At 56.0% G+C, this 16,498-nt stretch carries 14 protein-coding genes; 9 read left to right on the forward strand and 5 right to left on the reverse strand.

What is annotated here, in order from left to right; genetic code table 11:
- Position 1 precedes the first annotated feature (1 nt).
- The 4 genes from BA011_RS31025 to BA011_RS45460 all read right to left on the reverse strand — a co-directional run bounded on the left by BA011_RS31025 (position 2) and on the right by BA011_RS45460 (position 2,509).
- The gene (locus BA011_RS31025) at positions 2 to 361 is read right to left on the reverse strand and encodes a TrbC/VirB2 family protein (protein WP_065283671.1); all 360 of its coding nucleotides are present in this window, start codon (positions 359 to 361) and stop codon (positions 2 to 4) included.
- On the reverse strand, positions 361 to 1,428 hold the full coding sequence (locus BA011_RS31030; protein ID WP_065283672.1) for a lytic transglycosylase domain-containing protein: 1,068 nt from the start codon (positions 1,426 to 1,428) through the stop codon (positions 361 to 363). The genes BA011_RS31025 and BA011_RS31030 overlap by 1 nt, the downstream gene beginning before the upstream one ends.
- A 212-nt stretch (positions 1,429 to 1,640) precedes the next feature.
- Positions 1,641 to 2,099, reverse strand: coding sequence for a hypothetical protein (locus tag BA011_RS31035; protein WP_151343670.1), 459 nt, complete (start codon positions 2,097 to 2,099; stop codon positions 1,641 to 1,643).
- Between the two features lie 11 nt (positions 2,100 to 2,110).
- Positions 2,111 to 2,509: a hypothetical protein gene (locus tag BA011_RS45460; RefSeq protein ID WP_237352760.1), complete on the reverse strand. Its 399-nt coding sequence runs from the start codon at positions 2,507 to 2,509 to the stop codon at positions 2,111 to 2,113.
- Positions 2,510 to 3,505: 996 nt separating this feature from the next.
- Here BA011_RS45460 and BA011_RS31045 point away from each other — a divergent pair.
- Together BA011_RS31045 and BA011_RS31050 are read left to right on the forward strand one after the other, a co-directional pair.
- A complete protein-coding gene (locus BA011_RS31045) occupies positions 3,506 to 4,186 on the forward strand; it encodes a hypothetical protein (RefSeq protein ID WP_151343671.1) in 681 nt (226 codons plus the stop codon).
- Positions 4,187 to 4,267: 81 nt separating this feature from the next.
- Positions 4,268 to 4,990, forward strand: a complete 723-nt coding sequence (locus BA011_RS31050) for a hypothetical protein (RefSeq protein WP_151343672.1) — start codon at positions 4,268 to 4,270, stop codon at positions 4,988 to 4,990.
- 11 nt (positions 4,991 to 5,001) lie between these two features.
- Here BA011_RS31050 and BA011_RS46375 read toward each other — a convergent pair whose 3' ends face one another.
- Complete coding sequence (locus tag BA011_RS46375) at positions 5,002 to 5,184, reverse strand: ArdC family protein (protein WP_065283677.1); 183 nt, start codon at positions 5,182 to 5,184, stop codon at positions 5,002 to 5,004.
- Between the two features lie 591 nt (positions 5,185 to 5,775).
- On the opposite strand from BA011_RS46375, the gene BA011_RS42805 reads away from it, so the two are divergent.
- The 7 genes from BA011_RS42805 (at position 5,776) to tnpC (ending at position 15,580) form a co-directional block, all read left to right on the forward strand.
- Positions 5,776 to 6,456 carry a hypothetical protein gene (locus BA011_RS42805; protein WP_151343673.1) on the forward strand — a complete coding sequence of 227 codons (681 nt, stop codon included), beginning with the start codon at positions 5,776 to 5,778 and terminating at the stop codon, positions 6,454 to 6,456.
- Positions 6,453 to 9,065 (forward strand): hypothetical protein, encoded by a 2,613-nt coding sequence (locus BA011_RS31065; RefSeq protein ID WP_065283679.1) that lies wholly within the window; start codon positions 6,453 to 6,455, stop codon positions 9,063 to 9,065. Before BA011_RS42805 ends, BA011_RS31065 begins: the two co-directional genes overlap by 4 nt.
- Positions 9,066 to 9,131: 66 nt before the next feature.
- Positions 9,132 to 11,309: a type I secretion system permease/ATPase gene (locus BA011_RS31070; protein WP_065283680.1), complete on the forward strand. Its 2,178-nt coding sequence runs from the start codon at positions 9,132 to 9,134 to the stop codon at positions 11,307 to 11,309.
- A complete protein-coding gene (locus BA011_RS31075) occupies positions 11,306 to 12,766 on the forward strand; it encodes an HlyD family type I secretion periplasmic adaptor subunit (RefSeq protein ID WP_237352761.1) in 1,461 nt (486 codons plus the stop codon). The genes BA011_RS31070 and BA011_RS31075 overlap by 4 nt, the downstream gene beginning before the upstream one ends.
- A 387-nt stretch (positions 12,767 to 13,153) precedes the next feature.
- Positions 13,154 to 13,594: an IS66-like element accessory protein TnpA gene (gene tnpA / locus BA011_RS31080; protein WP_065282368.1), complete on the forward strand. Its 441-nt coding sequence runs from the start codon at positions 13,154 to 13,156 to the stop codon at positions 13,592 to 13,594.
- On the forward strand, positions 13,578 to 13,931 hold the full coding sequence (gene tnpB, locus BA011_RS31085) for an IS66 family insertion sequence element accessory protein TnpB (protein WP_018240906.1): 354 nt from the start codon (positions 13,578 to 13,580) through the stop codon (positions 13,929 to 13,931). Before tnpA ends, tnpB begins: the two co-directional genes overlap by 17 nt.
- A gap of 41 nt (positions 13,932 to 13,972) precedes the next feature.
- Entirely contained in the window at positions 13,973 to 15,580 is a 1,608-nt protein-coding gene (gene tnpC / locus BA011_RS31090; protein ID WP_065279183.1) for an IS66 family transposase, read from the forward strand.
- Positions 15,581 to 16,498: the final 918 nt, after the last annotated feature.

The raw sequence follows: 16,498 nt of genomic DNA on the forward strand, positions 1-16,498 counted from the left end.
TTCAAGATCCGCTGCCAGCAAGGAAGTCGACGAGTTCGGCGGCGGCAAACATGCCGGCGAGGCTTCCTCCGACCCGAAGCAGGGCGCCCCAGGACCAGTAGCCGAAGGCTGCGGCGAGAAACATGCCGATGAAGGCGATCGCTCCGACCGAGCGGCCGAACGGACCGGTGAAGAACTGCACAAGCCGGTCAGCGGCGTTTTGCAAGGCATCGAGGTTTTGCGCCGCAGCCGGTTCGAACTGGCTGACAAGCAGGATCAGGCTGGCCGCACATACCATCGCGGCATTGCTGACCCATTTGCGCTTCGCCCTCGAACGCCAGGCGACGCTGCCATAAAGGACTGCCATTGCGATCAGATTCATCAATGCACCTCTTCCTTGACGATTTTAATCGGACCGCCAACGTGGGTCGGTCCGTCTTCCTGGGGGGATCGGTTCGCCGCTGTCAGCGGATCTGCAACAGAAAAAACAAGCATCGGCGACCTTGCGCGATCGGCAGTTCCTGACCGGCGCTTCGAGCCGGACTCCGATGGGGATAACAGGCTACGCGTGCCCGCAGAGGTCGCCGCCGCGCCAACGTAGAACCCGACGACACGCGTGACATAGTCCGCGGTTTCCTTGATCAGCGGCAAGGAGTGGCGAAGATCGACACGAGGCTCACCGGCATTATAGGCAGAGGCGACAAGCACCGGATTGCGGTACTTGTCGATGAGAACACGGAGGAATCGCGTGGCGGCGCGGATATTCTGCTCGGGATCGGTGAGATCATTCGCACCAAAGGCCGCGCCGATCCGCGGCATCACCTGCATCAAACCGACGGCACCGGCGGGACTGACGAGGCGTGGATCGTAGCTCGCATTTTCTGCCCGCATGATCGAGAGCACCCAGTTCGGGTCAACCCCTTCCCCAGCGGCGATCGCCAACGCGAGTTTTGCATAGTCTTCGGGGATGCCTGAAAGCAGTTCGGGTCTGGGCTGTATCGACGCCGGGTCGGCATCAGCTTTCAACGCGACCGGCGGATCGACGATGTGAGGGGACGACGTCTGCTCAAAGGAGGAGACGTCGATTGGCGAATGCACGGTGCGTTCGCGCCGCGCATTCGCGCTACCAGCCGCTTCTCCTGGTAATTTCGCACGACTGTCTTCAAGCTCTTCCACCGTATCCAACGAAAGAAAGCCGGGCCTAATCGGATGTTCATCTTTCGGCGCGTCAATGCGCTGTCTGAAGTTGACCCAATCGATTGTCGGCTGCTGATTTGTCGCTACGGTCGCATTCGGTGCGGCAGTTGGGATTAAGCTGGCTGCCACTCTCCCTACCTTCTGACTCTTGACGCCGCCAAGCCCATCGGCGGGAGCAGTCATTTGTGAAGAGGAGGGCAGATCGTTGTCGCCCGGGCTGGAAGCGAAACCGGTGAGCAGGATTGTCGACATTCCAGCGATCCACAGCGCACGTCGCGACCATACCTTTTGCGGTATTCTCACAGGCGGAAGTGGGATGCGATCCATAACCGAACCAGTTCAAAATTACACTGCGGTATAAGATTTTGAACTGCATTCCGCTGCGGAAATCAACTTAAAAGTTTCACTCCGGTATAATTCTTGCTCCGCCAGCAGCGCTTCAAAACACGTTTCTCAAAGGAAAATCAATCGCGTAGGCGCGACCATTTATCCGGCATCCAACGATATTGGATCTGTTCACGATCGCCCAGAATGCGGGCCAGGCGCACCGCTGTGCCGCCTTTGATCAACACTGAACCGGCATCGGCCCCAGACCGGGCGTCATAGATTCGGCAGACGAAATTGGGCAATTCCTTCTGTATCCTCGGAAATGAGTAGCATGACGTGACCTGATAGCGGTTGGCACCACGGCCGATTGTTCGCCCCGTCTCCTGGACAGGGCCGAGGCGCTGGCGTCCGAATTGGCTGCCATACTCAAGCTGGCACTCGACGATATTGCTGGCATAGGCCCTGCAAGCTGCGAGACTGAGATACGCAAACGGGGCTGATAGCAGCGGTCGCGGTGAGCGTGCAAGGTCGCCGCCACATCCCGACAACAGGAGCATTATTGCCAGAGAACCCGATCGCGTTTTGGAAATCCGCATTGCGTTGCTTTCTAATTTTCTTGTCGATATCCGGCATGGGCAAGGGTTTCGAGAAAGAGGTCACGGGCAAGCTGGCAATAGGGTGATGATGGCTGTGCCAAGTGAAGCTGCGTCAGGACCAGTCCGAGATCCGAAATGGTTGCCACAACGTCCTCAAGATCGTCATTGAAAGCGTCACGGAACATTTCTCGGCCTTCATGGCCCTTGACGAGAATGGCGTAGTCGTTACGCGCAATGCTGTGCCATAATTCGACCGTACCGGTTTCGCCGCCTGCGCTTTCCGCATCGCAAATGAGCATCAGCGCGTAGTCTGGATGTGGCAGGCCGCTTTCCTCGATTGACGTGCCGCCATGGAATTCCATCAACACGACCCGCGATGCGAAGAGCAGCATCCTTTCGTTGGCAAGCAAACCTTTTTGCCCCAGTCGGACGAAGCCATTCATGGCGGCAGAGCGGATAGCGGCAGGTGACAGATTTTCCCCGCAATGCTCGCAGACCGATAGCAAGCGATCGTTCCTGAACTCGAACGCGCTGTGAAAGCGGTTGACGATGAACTGCTCGATATTCTTCGTTCGACCACCGAGTGAATCGACGAATGCGAACGCATCAAGCGGTGTCCATGCCCGCTTCAGAACATCGTTCTCAAAGCCGTCGGCAACGTTGACGAGGCTCGATGGTCCGACGACAATGCCGACGGACCGGGTCTGTGCGCCGCAGCCCAGGCAATCACTGGATATCGGAACTTTGTACCATTCCTTTGTCAGCAGGGATCGATTGTGTGTCAGATGCAGACCCGGTTGTTAACAGCGTAGAGGCCGCGCAGTGGTGTTCCGATCTCCCTTGACCTTCCCCCTCGCGCCGAGAGCTATACTTATACTCCAGTATAATATTTTATCAACCAGACGAGGACGCCTTAGGCTTCAAATGCTGCGGAGACGACCTGCCGCAACATCCGACGCATGTGAGAATATGCGGAGATTGGCCGTTATTTGTGGTGTGCGACAGACCCTGGCGCCGCCGTTGCCGTCGTGGCGGATATCGGCACTGGTCGATCCAAAGAAGCTGTCCATTGCTTCGATGAATCGGATCAAGGACCGCCGACGGTTGCGTGGACCTCGCAAGCCCAAAAATGGCACCTGCCGCAAGGCTGCTGCGCAATTCAATACGAAATGACGTTGTGGGTGCGACGTTTTAGCCTCTTGAGAATTCAACGCTGTCTTGTAAATGACATCGGAACTATCGTTAACCTAGAAATTTTTACTGCCATATAACTTTACCCCATTTGATTTTGATTGAGCATTCTGAGGGGCGGCAAATGTATCAATTTAATGCTTCGTTATTTATCGGCTTTTTGGCAATAAATGCCCCAACCGAGGCATATGGCGTTTGCTGGCGGGCGTAATGTTATGCGCACGCTTTTAATCGCAATCCTTCTGTTGGTGCTCTTACCGACCTTGGCTCTTTTCGGCTTTATCTTGTCCAGAGACGTCTTTTACGTCGTAGACGATTATCGTTACCGGCTCACAGTCAACTTTATGGTCGATGGTAAGCCGTTGTCGGCCAGTGGTGTGGTACAGGAGATCATCCACAAGCCGCCTTGCATTCTGTTGGAACAGACATGTGGGCGTGTGGCGATAAAAGGCGACGCGATCCCCGTGCCGTTTCCCAACGGCAAAGTGGCGTTTGTTCTTCTTCAAGTGGTTGACGGTCACAGAATTACGAACGGTGAGTACGCTAGCCATGCTCTGCCTACTGGGGCGCCGACCGGTAAAATGAGCGCGCCGCTGCATCAGGAATTCGAGGTTAGCGCCGTCTCGCTCCCAAACATTGTCTATTTTGCGAACACGAGTGATCCATACTCAATGACCATCATCGATCCAGAGAACATCGACCAGACCGGCGGCCCGGGCGCAAAATACTTGGATGCCACCATTTCGGCGACCGACGAGCCCGTCACACGCGTCATCAGCAAATACCTTCCCTGGGTCTCTACTTTCAAATCCCGTCTCGATCCCGCCCAAACGGACTTTTCCCGATACGTGCAAATGCAAAACCTAGCCGGTTATCTGAGGAGAGATGACCTATGACGGATGACCTCACGCACCTGTTTTTCGCAGTATAGGGCCTTGGCACGAATAGGAGTTGGTTGATGAGAATATTGGCTTTGGTTGAAAGAACGTAAGCATATGAAGAGGCTCTCAAAATCACTGATCATCGTAGCCTTGATTATTATGGTGATCGTGATCCTTGTCCTCTTCCAAAGCAACGCTGCTATAGTTGACCAATTTAAATATCGCATTGAAGCGACATTCGAGGAGAACGGAGCGACCATCACCGCTTCTGGTGTCATCAGCATTGTCCAACGGCGTGATTTCGTTTGTCTTGGGATTTGCAGCATAGTCACTTCGGTTAAAGGTCAGGCAACTCGCGTCAACTTTTCGAACGGAAAATCGCTGTTCGTCTTGCTCGGTACTGCTGATCACTCGTTTAGAGCGGGAACGATGCCTTACCAAGCGCTAAAGCCCCGTCCCCCGCACAAAAAAATAAGCGAACTTCCCCATGATCCTGTGATCGTGCCGCCCGAGTATGTTCCTACCATAATCTACTTCAACGACACGTCGGATCCGGTAAGCGCGGTGATCGCAACGCCGGAGAACCTCTCGGCTCTGGTTGAACTGGGCGCGAGATTGGTGAGCATCTCGGTGAAGCTGACCGATGATCCCGTCACGACTGGGATCGACCGATTGCTCCCCTGGCTTAGCAAAGAAGGAGTCATTCAAAACTCAAACGCGAACATATCCATGTCACACTACCTCTATCCAGAATCGGACAACAATTCCAAGACATTGCAATCCGCTTATCCACGTTTTCTCGAAAGGAATGATTGGTAATGGACCCAGATTTAATGGATGCTATTCTTGCAATGAATGCCTATGATGCCAGCCGCTGAGCCTCTCCAGAATGGGTTCAATGGAAGTTCCTCGCCTTCACCCTTGCACACGCTGGCACCCAACTCCTGCGCCTGCTTGAACGTCATCCAGATCGGCGCGGACCCGCGCCTGAACCCTTGGCCAGCGCCGAGCATCCAACAGAAAAACCCGCCGCAGGTGGGTTGAACGATCGACCGAAAGAACGGTGCTCCAAAGCCTCACTGCCGTACACGGCGGCTTGGGTTCGACAACGCGGAAGGCGAGACCAGCGCAGCGGCTCGCCGCATGGAGCGGGCCGGAGGATCTGAGGCTATTGGGAAAAGCCCGGTTCGTCGGTGTAAGCTGGAGAGAAGGTTTCCTGCGCGCAATAGTGCGGCAAGCAAGTCGGCGTCTGAAAACGAGGCGCCAGTTCTGTCAGGTACTTTTGCTCGCAAGCCCAAAACAGGAAAATACCCGCCCAGCCGAAAACGGCAGCGGTCGCAAGACTGCTGCGCGAAATGGATACGAAATGCGCGTTTTGGGTGCGACGTTTTAGCCTTTTGAGAATTCAACGTTATCTTGTAAATGTCATCGGCACTATCGTACGCCTAGAAAGTTTTACTACGATATAACTTTAGCCATTTGATTTCGATTGAGCATTCTGAGGGGGCTGCAATTGTATCAACTTAATGATTCGTTATTTGTCGGCTTTTTGACAGTAAATACCCCGACCGAGGCATATGGCATTCGCTGGTGGGCGTAACATTATGCGCACGCTTATAATCGCAATCCTTCTTTTAGTACTCTTACCGACCTTGGCTCTTTTTGGCTTTATCTTGTCTAGAGACGTCTTTTACGTCGTAGACGACTATCGTTACCGGCTCACAGTCAACTTTATGGTCGATGGCAAGCCATTGTCGGCCAGAGGTGTGGTTGAGGAGACAGTTCATCGACCGCCGTGCATCATGACCGAAACAAATTGCGGCCACATAGCAATAAAAGGCGATGCGGTTCCAGTCACATTTCCCAATGGAAAAACCGTATTCGTACTTCTGCAAGTCATCGACACAGATAGAGCCTCAATAGGCGTCACTCCAAGCAGGGCCCTGCCAAATACATCTCCAACTGGAAAAATGAATGTGTGGATGCGCCGCGAGTTTGCGGTAAGCACTCTTTTGCTGCCTACGATTGTCTATTTTCCCGACCCCCGCGATCCATACTCGGTGATCCTCACCAACCCAGACCGAATTTCAGAGATCGGTGGCCCCACAGCAGCCTACGTGAACGCTACTGTAATGGTCACTGACGAGCCTGTTACACGGAATGTTGAAAGCTACCTCCCGTGGATCAACACTTTCAATAGCAACTTAGACGTCAAGAAAGTGGAATTCTTCCGATACGAGCTAATGAAAAACCTCGTTAGTTATTTAAGAAGGGATGATTTATGACCGATGACTTAATGAACGCAATACTTGCAATGAATGCGTATGACTTTGGCCCCAATGCTTCACTTGACGGAACCACCTACACTTACATCGGAAACTGGAAAATTAACTCGTTTGCCGATCCCAATAACAACAATTTTATGGCGGTATCCTATTGGGATGGCCTGAGCTACGAGATATCGTATCGAGGTACAACCGACATTCTCGGGACTGACATTCTCGACGGAGATTTCTGGAACGGCTGGATGATCGGCGGCGGCTCTCAGGACGCAGCTGACGTCAATTCGGCAATTACATTCTATCAATCGATACTGACAAAGGTCACCGCCAATGGTGGCACAAGCGCGGATATCACTCTGACCGGACACTCTCTCGGCGGCGGCCTAACAGGGCTCGTTGGATCGATTTACGGCGTTAAGGGCTATCTGTTCGATAACATGCCGTTTGAACTCGCCGCGGCAAATGCCTACGCAGACTCTGTCGGAACTGCATACAATTCCGACCTCGCGGCATTTATTTATGGCACCTCCACTCCCACACCGAACGATGAATCAAAATTGTCAGCCTACGCTACAGTGGGGGAGGCACTGACTTTTCTGCGCAATACTGGCGGACAATCCCTGCCCGTAACAGGACTCGATTCAGGCGCCACGGAAGAGTTGAGTTCTGTTCAACTTCACAGCATGGCGCTAGAGACGATGCTCCTATATGCGTCTGACAACAACATCACCGATTGGTCAGCTATCGCGCCTTATTTCTTCCCGGAGCTATGGGACGATGACGTAGCGAACGCGGCCGGTGTAGGAGCCTACAAAACGGCAAATGGTCTTGCCTCGACGGCGCTGCAAGAGATGATCGCATATTCGGCGCTCGACGAAGGAACAATGCTCTACGGAGACGTTGCCATCAAAAGCATGTTTGATGATGCTGGAGACCTCGCCGGCTTGGTTCCGGCAAACATCGCAGACCTCTCCCTCGACAGCAATATCAACGGGCTGATGTATCAAGACCTCTCCCAGATCGCGGTCCAATATAGCGGTCAGCTCGCGGCGGAGAAGTCGACGGACGCAGCCCTGGGCCTCGGCGTGGTACATTCCGGTTCCAACGTGTTCAGCGTCGATCTGACCCCAGATAAATGGTCGACCGGCCAAACAGAAACTCCTGTCGCGCCAAATATCGTGGGTGCCAGAAACGCTGTCATCGACGCGATCATGAGCGTTGTGGGAACGCCTACTCCTGCTGAGTCCAACCAGGATGGTTTCACTGAGCTCTTTAAGGGTTCCGGAACCGCTTTGATCTCTGGCATAACCGAGATCAAGGCAAGCGCAACGGGGGGCGTTACGCTTGATGCCACCGATTCTGCGCTGACTTACTCCGGAACTGCCGGCGGCGCCCTCCTTATCGGCTCTCCCAGTGGCAACACGACGTTCGCAGGTGGGGGCGGCACCAATATCATGGTCGGCCAGGCCTCGGACAACTTTGACGTTGCGGTCGGCAATAACATCATCCTCGAAGCGAACGGCGGCACCGCGACCCTGGACTCTTCCACCGTGTCGGATACCGCCGGCTCAACCAACTGGAATTTGGTTGAAGGGAAGCTCGACAGCCCGGAGAACTTTGTATTCAACTCCGCTAATCTTGCTCCGCTTACGATTGTCTACGGCGCCAACGGGTCCGATGGCTTCGACTTCGAGGCGGGGACTGACAAGAGTGTCGGCGTTTTCCTTCTCCAAATGAACGATATCAACCAGACCAACTTCTTGTCTCTCGATCCCGAGAAGATCAATGCCTATCTTGACGCCCACCTGATGAACCCTAACAATTCGGGTTACGGAGGTCAGTTTGACAACAAGATTGTCATTATCAATCCGACAGCCACGGATATCCTCAAATACAATGGCGAAGTCATCAATGATCCGTCCAAATACGTTTCGATGACGGACGCCGGGCAATCGCACTACGCGGCATACAACCCCAATATAAGCGGCTCGGTTCGACGCGTTGATCCGAATAACCACCTGAAGATGGTGGGTGACGTCAATGCCAGCACCGGGATCAAGGCGGTCTTCACCGACGCAATCGAGAAGGACAATTTTACCGACCAATACTACGGACTTGAGTCAGCAGGTAATGATGTCACGCTCAGCGCGTACAATCCGTCGTATGACCCGGATACCGAAGACTACTTCGCGCCTCAAACGAGACTGACCCTTTCGGCACTGACGGCAGAGGACGACGCCTCCGACTATGACGCAGAGTCATGGGACAACAAGACAGGCACCGTGACGACTCACTACATAGTTGCCGACGGAGATCTATCGTTGATCGGCTTCAACGTTGGTGATTTCGGGATCAACCTCGCCAACAACTCCACCCAGATGGAGGAACAGCGGCATAACGAGCTGTTCTCGGTGTCGGAATGGTCGACAGCCAATGTCGGCACGGCCAACGGAATGCCGACAATCAGAGGCATTGAGCCCGCCTCCCTCGGCGCGAGCCTTGAATCCTCCGACGAAACTTGGCAGTCACCCTATAACATTGTCGGCGACTCATCGCTGCTTACCAACTACAGGCCGACATTGGCGGCCTCGGACTTTATGCTTGCAGCCTGACAACCTGTGACGAAGGAACCGGCGTGGTGAACGCGCCGGTTCTGCTTCCTCCATCCCTGGGACGCCATGTCAGATTCTCCCCCTGCCCCGCCCTCAACCGTGAGTGCGCTTGACAGCGGCCTTGCCGCTCTTTGTGCCATTGCCGCTTACTATCGCATCGTCGCAGATCCGCTCCAGATTGCGCAAGAACTCGCGATGGGAGACCGGCCGGTTGCAGAATCGGAACTCCTCCGCGCCGCCAACATCGTAGGCTTGAAAGCTCGATTGATCCAAACGCAAACTGCTAAGCGGTTGCGTTCGATCCCGGTGCCAGCCATCGTGAAGCTCAAGGCAGGTCCCTTCAACCTTTTTGGTGGAATCACACAAGCCGGAGACTATCGCCTGGTCGACCCGGTAAGCCGAATTGCAAGAGAGGTACCCATCGCGGTCTTGCGGGCAGAAATCGAGCCCGGCATCATTCTGGTGCAACGCCGCTTAAGGGGTGAAGGTATCGACCCGAGGGCTTTTGGGTTCAGGTGGTTCCTCCCATCGATTTGGCGCTATCGCAAGCCGCTTGCGAATGTCCTGCTTGCCTCTCTTTTCATCCAACTCTTTGCCCTCGTAACACCCTTGTTCTTTCAAGCGATCGTCGACAAAGTCGTCGTCCATAAAGGATATTCGACGCTTGCCGTGCTCGCCGGCGGGCTTGTCGTCCTTGGCCTGTTCGATGTCGGATTGCAGTACCTGCGAAGCTACGCACTCTCCCACACGGCCAACCGGATCGATGTCGAGCTGGGACAGCGGCTCTTTCGGCATCTCCTCCGGCTGCCTCTAGGCTACTTCGAAGTCCGTTCAGCCGGTCAGACGGTCGCCCGCGTTCGCGAGCTCGAGACCATCCGCTCCTTTATCACAGGGCAGGCTCTTTTCTCGGCGCTTGACCTGTTTTTCGCGCTCATCTTCATTGCCGTGCTTGCCGCCTACTCGTGGAGGCTTACCTTGATCGTCGTCGCTGCAATCCCCCTTTACCTCGTGATTACGCTGCTCATCAGGCCGATCCTGCGGGACAAGATTAAGGAGAAGTTCAATCGCGGCGCTGAAAGCCAGCAGTTTCTGGTGGAAACGATCGTTGGCATACAGACGCTGAAGGCCGCCGCGGTCGAACCCGCAATGCAAGTTCAATGGGAGGAGAAGCTTGCGGCGTATGTGAAAACATCATTCAGCGCTTCAATGTTCTCGGCCGGCGGTCAGAACACAATCCAATATGTGAATAAGCTGGTCACTGCGGCGACGTTGTTTTTCGGCGCCAGGGCGGTGATGGACGGGGATCTGACGGTTGGTGGCCTTATTGCGTTCAATATGATCACCGGCCAGGTTATGCAGCCGGTGCTGCGGCTCTCGCAGCTCTGGCAGGATTTCCAGCAAGTCCAGGTCTCTGTAGAGCGCCTTGGCGATATTCTGAATACGGCGCCGGAGCGTGTATCTCCAGCTGGCGCCGGCAGCCTTCCGCCACCGCGAGGCGCTATCGAATTTCGCAACGTCGGGTTCCGCTACCGGCCAGGTGCGCCAGAAGTTCTGAAATCGATTTCCCTTGCCATTCGAACCGGCGAAGTCATTGGCATCGTGGGCCCGTCCGGATCGGGGAAGTCCACGCTGACAAAGCTGATCCAGCGCCTTTACCTGCCCGAAGAAGGTCAGGTTTTGGTCGATCGGGCCGATATCTCTCAGGTCGATCCCTCGTGGCTCCGGCGCAATATCGGCGTTGTCCTGCAGGAAAACCTGCTGTTCAACCGCACGATCCACGACAATATCGCGCTCGCAAACCCCACCATGCCGCGTGCCCTGGTGATGCAAGTCGCGCAACTGGCCGGCGCTGACGAGTTCATAGATAAATTGCCGAATGGCTACGACACGATCATCGAGGAGCGCGGGGGCAATCTTTCGGGCGGGCAGCGTCAACGGTTGGCGATTGCGCGGGCATTGGCGACCAATCCCCCGATACTGATCTTCGACGAGGCAACGAGCGCGCTCGACTATGAGAGCGAACGCGTGATCCACCGCAATATGAAGAAGATCGTCCAAGGCAGGACCGTGATCATTATCGCTCACAGGCTTGCTGCGGTTCGGCCGTGCAATCGCATTGTCAGCATGGCTGATGGGCGCATTGTCGAGATCGGCTCCCATGACGAACTCGTGCGTCGCCCCAAGGGCCTCTATGCCCATCTCTGGGCGTTGCAGACTGACCAGTTTCGGGAGGAGCCGGCGTGAACAAACCAGTCTCACCGGATAGTGTCAAACGTGCCGTCATGCTCCCAGTGGAGCGCCACCGTTCCGATAACCAATTCCTGCCGGCAGCGCTCGAAATCATCGAAACACCCGCATCGCCGGTCCAGATGATCTTGATCGGGATGATTTGCCTCTTTGCAACCGCCGCCCTCGCCTTTGGCTATTTTGGCCAGATCGACATTTTTGCGATCGCAACTGGGAAGATCCGGCCAACCGGACAGGTGAAGGTTATTCAACCTCTGGAAACTGGCCGCATTCACACAATGAACGTCGTCAACGGCAGCCGCGTCCGCGCCGGTGACATGCTGGTCCAACTGGATGCAACCGCCGCCACGGCCGATGCCGAAGCCCTAACGGCGGGCCTGGCTTCCGACCGCGCTGAAATACTTCGCCGAAATGCCGCGATAACAGTAGCCGAGGCGGAGGATAACAATCTTCTCCCCATCATTGTTTGGCCTGACAATATTCCAGACGTCATCCGTGCCCGGGAAGATCGCATTCTCCAGCACGACTTGCGCAGCTTGCGGGCTGAGATCCAAAGCCTCCAGTCTCAAAAGACGGAAAGGCTTGCCGAATTGGAAAAGCTTCGGGCCACCACACAGGCCGAGGCTGACCTGATCCAAACGCTGCAAGAGCGGGTGGATCTACACAACACGCTGATTGCGAGCAGCGCGGGGACCAGAGCGACGTTGATCGACGCATTGCAGAGTCTGCAGGACGAAAAGGCGACTTTTGCCTCCGATCATGGGCAGTTCAACCAGGTCGCCGCATCTCTCGATACCATTGAGGCGGAAAGGGCAAAAACCCGGGAAGCCTTCATCAGTGACAACGCCCAGAAGTTGGCGGATGCCGAGCGGCAGGCAGACGAAAAGGCCCACCAATTGGTGAAAGCTCAGGCCGCGATCGAGCATATGACGCTGACCAGTCCTATCGACGGCGTCGTTCAAGCCCTATCCGTGACCACGGTCGGGCAAGTTGTCACCACCGGGCAACAAATGATGCGAATTGTTCCCGACAACGTCTCTCTGGAGATCGAAGCCTACGCGGAAAATAAAGATATCGGCTTCCTGCGCGAAGGGCAGGAAGCGATTATCAAGGTCGAGTCCTTTCCTTTCACCCATTATGGGACTCTTGACGGAACGGTCAGCCGCGTTGCGCGCGATTCAATCCCGAGTTCAGACGCCCAGACGTCGGAAAACGATCCGACGCAGCTGGCAAAATCGAACACGAGCATCACCCCCATCGGACAGACGCAAAACCTTGTTTATCCGGTCATTGTCGTTCCATCGAAAAATGCGATCAGCGCCGATGGTCGAGAAATCCCATTGTCGCCCGGGATGACCGTAACAGTCGAAATCAAAACCGGCACGCGCCGGCTGCTTGAATATCTCTTCTCTCCCCTCATCGAGGTTGGATCCGAGGCTATGCATGAACGCTGATTATTCGCTGATGAACCGAACTCCTGCTCGCGTTGGTCGGAGTTGCCCCTGACCGCCTCACGCGCCCACCACCGGTCTCGGCCACGACGGCAGCCGCGCCTTTTCGATCCGCCGCAACGCTAAGAGCCAGGGGTTTTGTATTACTCACCAGCTCCAGAATTCATTCCAGGTCATAAAAAATATTGCGTAAGCCGAGAGAAAACCGGCTCCTGACCAGATCGCTACTGCAGCGCCTTTCCCATCATAGAATGGATTTCGTTCTGAGCGCCAGATACCCGCCAAACCGCCGCCCACGAGCAGTACAAAACGTAAGCGCACAATTCCCCGCACCTGTTCACTGAACGGCGAATGAGGGAGTCTGTGTCCACAAGGGAGACTGTGGACACAATGACATTGGATAACTTGAAGGGCTCAGGGGGTCTTCGGGCAGTGAAGGTTCTTCCCAACGGGAAGCGGCGTTTCGATCCGGTCGAGAAAGACCGGCTGATCGACGCCGCAATGAAGCCCGGCGTATCGGTTGCCCGTCTGGCACTGGCGCACGGCGTCAACGCCAATCAGTTACGCAACTGGGTGAAGCTTCGCCGAGATCGGCAGGCCCAGGGTAGTTTGACGGCTGCTGCAGGGCAGGAAACGTCGGCCTTTGTTCCTGTGGTTGCAGCGTCGCCGATTGCGCGGCAGCCCGACATGCCGGCCCGGCCATCATCGGCAGGAATGCGGCTGATGGCGTCTTTGCCAAATGGTGTGCGGCTTGAGCTTGAGGATGTGGATGAGCGGGCTCTTTCGGCGATGATCGAAATTCTGGGGCGGTGCAATGTTCCGGCTGGCTGACGATCTTCGCGTCTATCTTCACCGGGACCCGATCGACTTTCGTGCGGGGATCAACAGCCTGGCGATCCTGGTCGAGCAGTCGATGGGCCTGAGCCCGTTCGAGCGTGCTGTCTTTGTCTTTTGCAACCGCCGGCGCACCCGGATGAAGCTCCTGTTCTTCGAGCGGTCAGGGTTCGTGCTTGTATTGAAAGCCTTGTCCGAAGACCGGTTTCGCTGGCCCCGCCGCGAGGCGCCGGTCGTGACGCTCGATACCGAACAGTTGCGCTGGCTGCTTGACGGCATCGATCTCGACGCGATGGTGCGCCATCCTGTTCGGCAATATGAGTTTGTCGGCTGAAGGCTGTTGACGGAGCGGGGCGGCTCAGATTCAAAGCTACGATGACACGAGCCGGCACCCCGACCGTTGCGGAACTGATGGCGCTTCTGGCGGCGAATGCTGCCGAGAACGTCGCGCTGCGGGCTGAGAGAGACGCCCTTGAGCAGCGTGTCTTCAAGCTCGAGGAAGAACTGGCGCTTGCACAACTGCATCGTTTTGCGCCGCGCAGCGAAAAGCATATGGATCGCGTCTTCAATGAAGCCGAGAACGCCGCTCTCGAGGCCGATGCTGATGAGGGCTTGGCCGACTGTGACGAGACCGACGCCACTGAGCTTCCCGACACGGGATTGCCAGAGGTGGAAAAGCCCGAAGGCCGCAAGCGCGGGCGTAAACCTCTTCCGGCAAATTTGCCCCGCCAACGCGTTGAATATGACCTTGCCGACGATCAGAAGACCTGTCCGTGCTGCCGCCATCCGTTGCATCGCATGGGCGAACTCGTCACCGAGCAGCTGCATATCGAGGTGAAGGCCACGGTGCTGCAGAATGCCCGGGCCAAGTATGCTTGCCGCAACTGCGAGCGCACCGATATCAGCACTCCCGTTATCATCGCGCCGATGCCCGCACAGCCCTTGCCGGGGAGCATTGCCACGGCCTCGACGCTGGCCTTTGCTCTTGTTCATAAATATGTCGACGGCACACCGCTCTATCGCCTGGCACAGGCCTTCGAGCGCGCTGGCGTCCCTGTCAGCCGTGGCGCTCTTGGCCATTGGGTGATCGGGTCCAGCGAAAAGCACCTCGTTCGCATCTACGATGCACTGAAGCAGCGGCTCTTGTCGCAGAACGTCATTCACGGTGACGAGACCACGGTGCAGGTGCTGAAGGAAAAGGACAGGAAAGCAACTGACGAGTCCTACATCTGGGCCTATCGCAGCGGGCAGGATAGTGTCGAACCGGTTGTGCTGCTCGAATATCAGCCCGGTCGTGGGCAGGTGCATCCGCAGACTTTCCTTGGTGACTATCGCGGCATCCTGATGAGCGACGGCTATCAGGGCTGGCGCACCCTGAAGGGCGCAACGCATGTCGGGTGTATGGCTCACGCCAGGCGACGCTTCGTCAACGCCTTCAAGGCCGGGAAGAAACAAAGCGGGCCGCCCGCGCAGGCATTGAAGTTCTTCGACCAGCTCTATCGGATTGAAAGGCAGGTGCGGGACGAAAAGCCGGATGACGGCGAAACGCAGGCCGATTGCATCCGGCGCTTGCGCCAGAAGCATAGCGTTCCAGTCCTTGATGCCCTGAAGGAGTGGCTCGACAGGATGGCCCCCAAGGTCGTGCCCGACACCAAGCTCGGCGATGCGATCTCCTATACGCGAAACCAGTGGCAATATCTGACCCGCTACACCGAAGACGGCAGGATGCCGATCGACAACAATTTATTGGAACGCGATATCAGAGTTTTTGCCACTGGAAGGAAGAGCTGGCTATTTTGCGACACTGTCGACGGGGCCAAGGCAAGCGCTGTCATCTACAGCCTTATGCTGACCTGTCGCGCCTGTGGCGTCGAGCCATTCACCTGGTTGCGACACGTCTTTACCGAATCGCCGCAGCGTCCGGACGGCGCCAATATCGACGATCTGCTCCCATTTAACTTCGCCAAATCCACTGCCGCATAAGCCGCTGCGGGCGTCACAATCCACTGCGTCAACGCGCAGCGAAATGAGCGCTTACTACAAAACCAATTAGATAGATTCCATTCCCCACTTAAATCTCCTGTAGATGATCGGCAAATATTTTCGACTGACGGCTCAGCCGCCACGGAGCACTAATACTACCAGTGGTTACGGATCGGTTATCTCGCTGGAACCGGGGGGCTGATTCTAAGCGGCAATACATCGATTGATCGTATATCTGGCTGGTTTCAGGAAAGGCCTGCCAGGGCCAATATGCAGTCCATCCCGTACCTCTTAACGCCTCAATCCGGGTGGGAGGGAGCACGAGGGGAAGGGTAAGGGCACCGAGCTTGACTATCCCGGTGGAGACAGCAAGCAGCGAGAAGCTATCTACCGCCGAACAGCGGGTTCGCCCAGTCACCTATCGGCTCATACTCCCAATCCGCAAAACGCCGATTTGCGCAACCACCTATTCGCCGAAATCGTTGATGAGTAATAAACGCAATCGCCAGTTCGCCGATGCGCAGAGTTGGCGAAGCACCCCCTCGCCTATTATCCTAGCCGCACAATCGCTGACGAACCTATTCGCTGATCCACCGACCAGCCCAACCGCCGAAACGCGAGAACGCCGGATCTCTCTTTTACCGAATTGCGAAATGGGCAATTGCTCGCCCGACGATGCACCGAACGGCGATTCCAGGTGGCGCCGTGAGGAGGTGCCTGTCTGTCGCCGAAAGACCTCGATCAGGACCAAGTCTATGTCCGGGCAGACCCTACACCTGCGAATAAGCGGCGACAGATTCCGGCACTGATCACGCCTCTCGGCAATCGCCCCTCGGGCGAAACGGCTAACGGTATACCGTTAGCCTATCCTGCCATCTCCCACCAATCGGTCGGACCCATCGTGCCCGAGGCGCCGAT

This window comes from Rhizobium leguminosarum (assembly GCF_001679785.1).
Lineage (GTDB): Bacteria > Pseudomonadota > Alphaproteobacteria > Rhizobiales > Rhizobiaceae > Rhizobium > Rhizobium leguminosarum_R.

Excerpts from the sequence above, each read along its gene's own strand:
- BA011_RS31025 (WP_065283671.1), bottom strand. The coding sequence starts at position 361 with ATGAATCTGATCGCAATGGCAGTCCTTTATGGCAGCGTCGCCTGGCGT.
- BA011_RS31030 (WP_065283672.1), bottom strand. The coding sequence starts at position 1,428 with ATGTCGACAATCCTGCTCACCGGTTTCGCTTCCAGCCCGGGCGACAAC.
- BA011_RS31035 (WP_151343670.1), bottom strand. The coding sequence starts at position 2,099 with ATGCGGATTTCCAAAACGCGATCGGGTTCTCTGGCAATAATGCTCCTG.
- BA011_RS31045 (WP_151343671.1), top strand. The coding sequence starts at position 3,506 with ATGCGCACGCTTTTAATCGCAATCCTTCTGTTGGTGCTCTTACCGACC.
- BA011_RS46375 (WP_065283677.1), bottom strand. The coding sequence starts at position 5,184 with ATGCTCGGCGCTGGCCAAGGGTTCAGGCGCGGGTCCGCGCCGATCTGG.
- BA011_RS42805 (WP_151343673.1), top strand. The coding sequence starts at position 5,776 with ATGCGCACGCTTATAATCGCAATCCTTCTTTTAGTACTCTTACCGACC.
- BA011_RS31065 (WP_065283679.1), top strand. The coding sequence starts at position 6,453 with ATGACCGATGACTTAATGAACGCAATACTTGCAATGAATGCGTATGAC.
- BA011_RS31070 (WP_065283680.1), top strand. The coding sequence starts at position 9,132 with ATGTCAGATTCTCCCCCTGCCCCGCCCTCAACCGTGAGTGCGCTTGAC.
- tnpA (WP_065282368.1), top strand. The coding sequence starts at position 13,154 with ATGACATTGGATAACTTGAAGGGCTCAGGGGGTCTTCGGGCAGTGAAG.
- tnpB (WP_018240906.1), top strand. The coding sequence starts at position 13,578 with ATGTTCCGGCTGGCTGACGATCTTCGCGTCTATCTTCACCGGGACCCG.
- tnpC (WP_065279183.1), top strand. The coding sequence starts at position 13,973 with ATGACACGAGCCGGCACCCCGACCGTTGCGGAACTGATGGCGCTTCTG.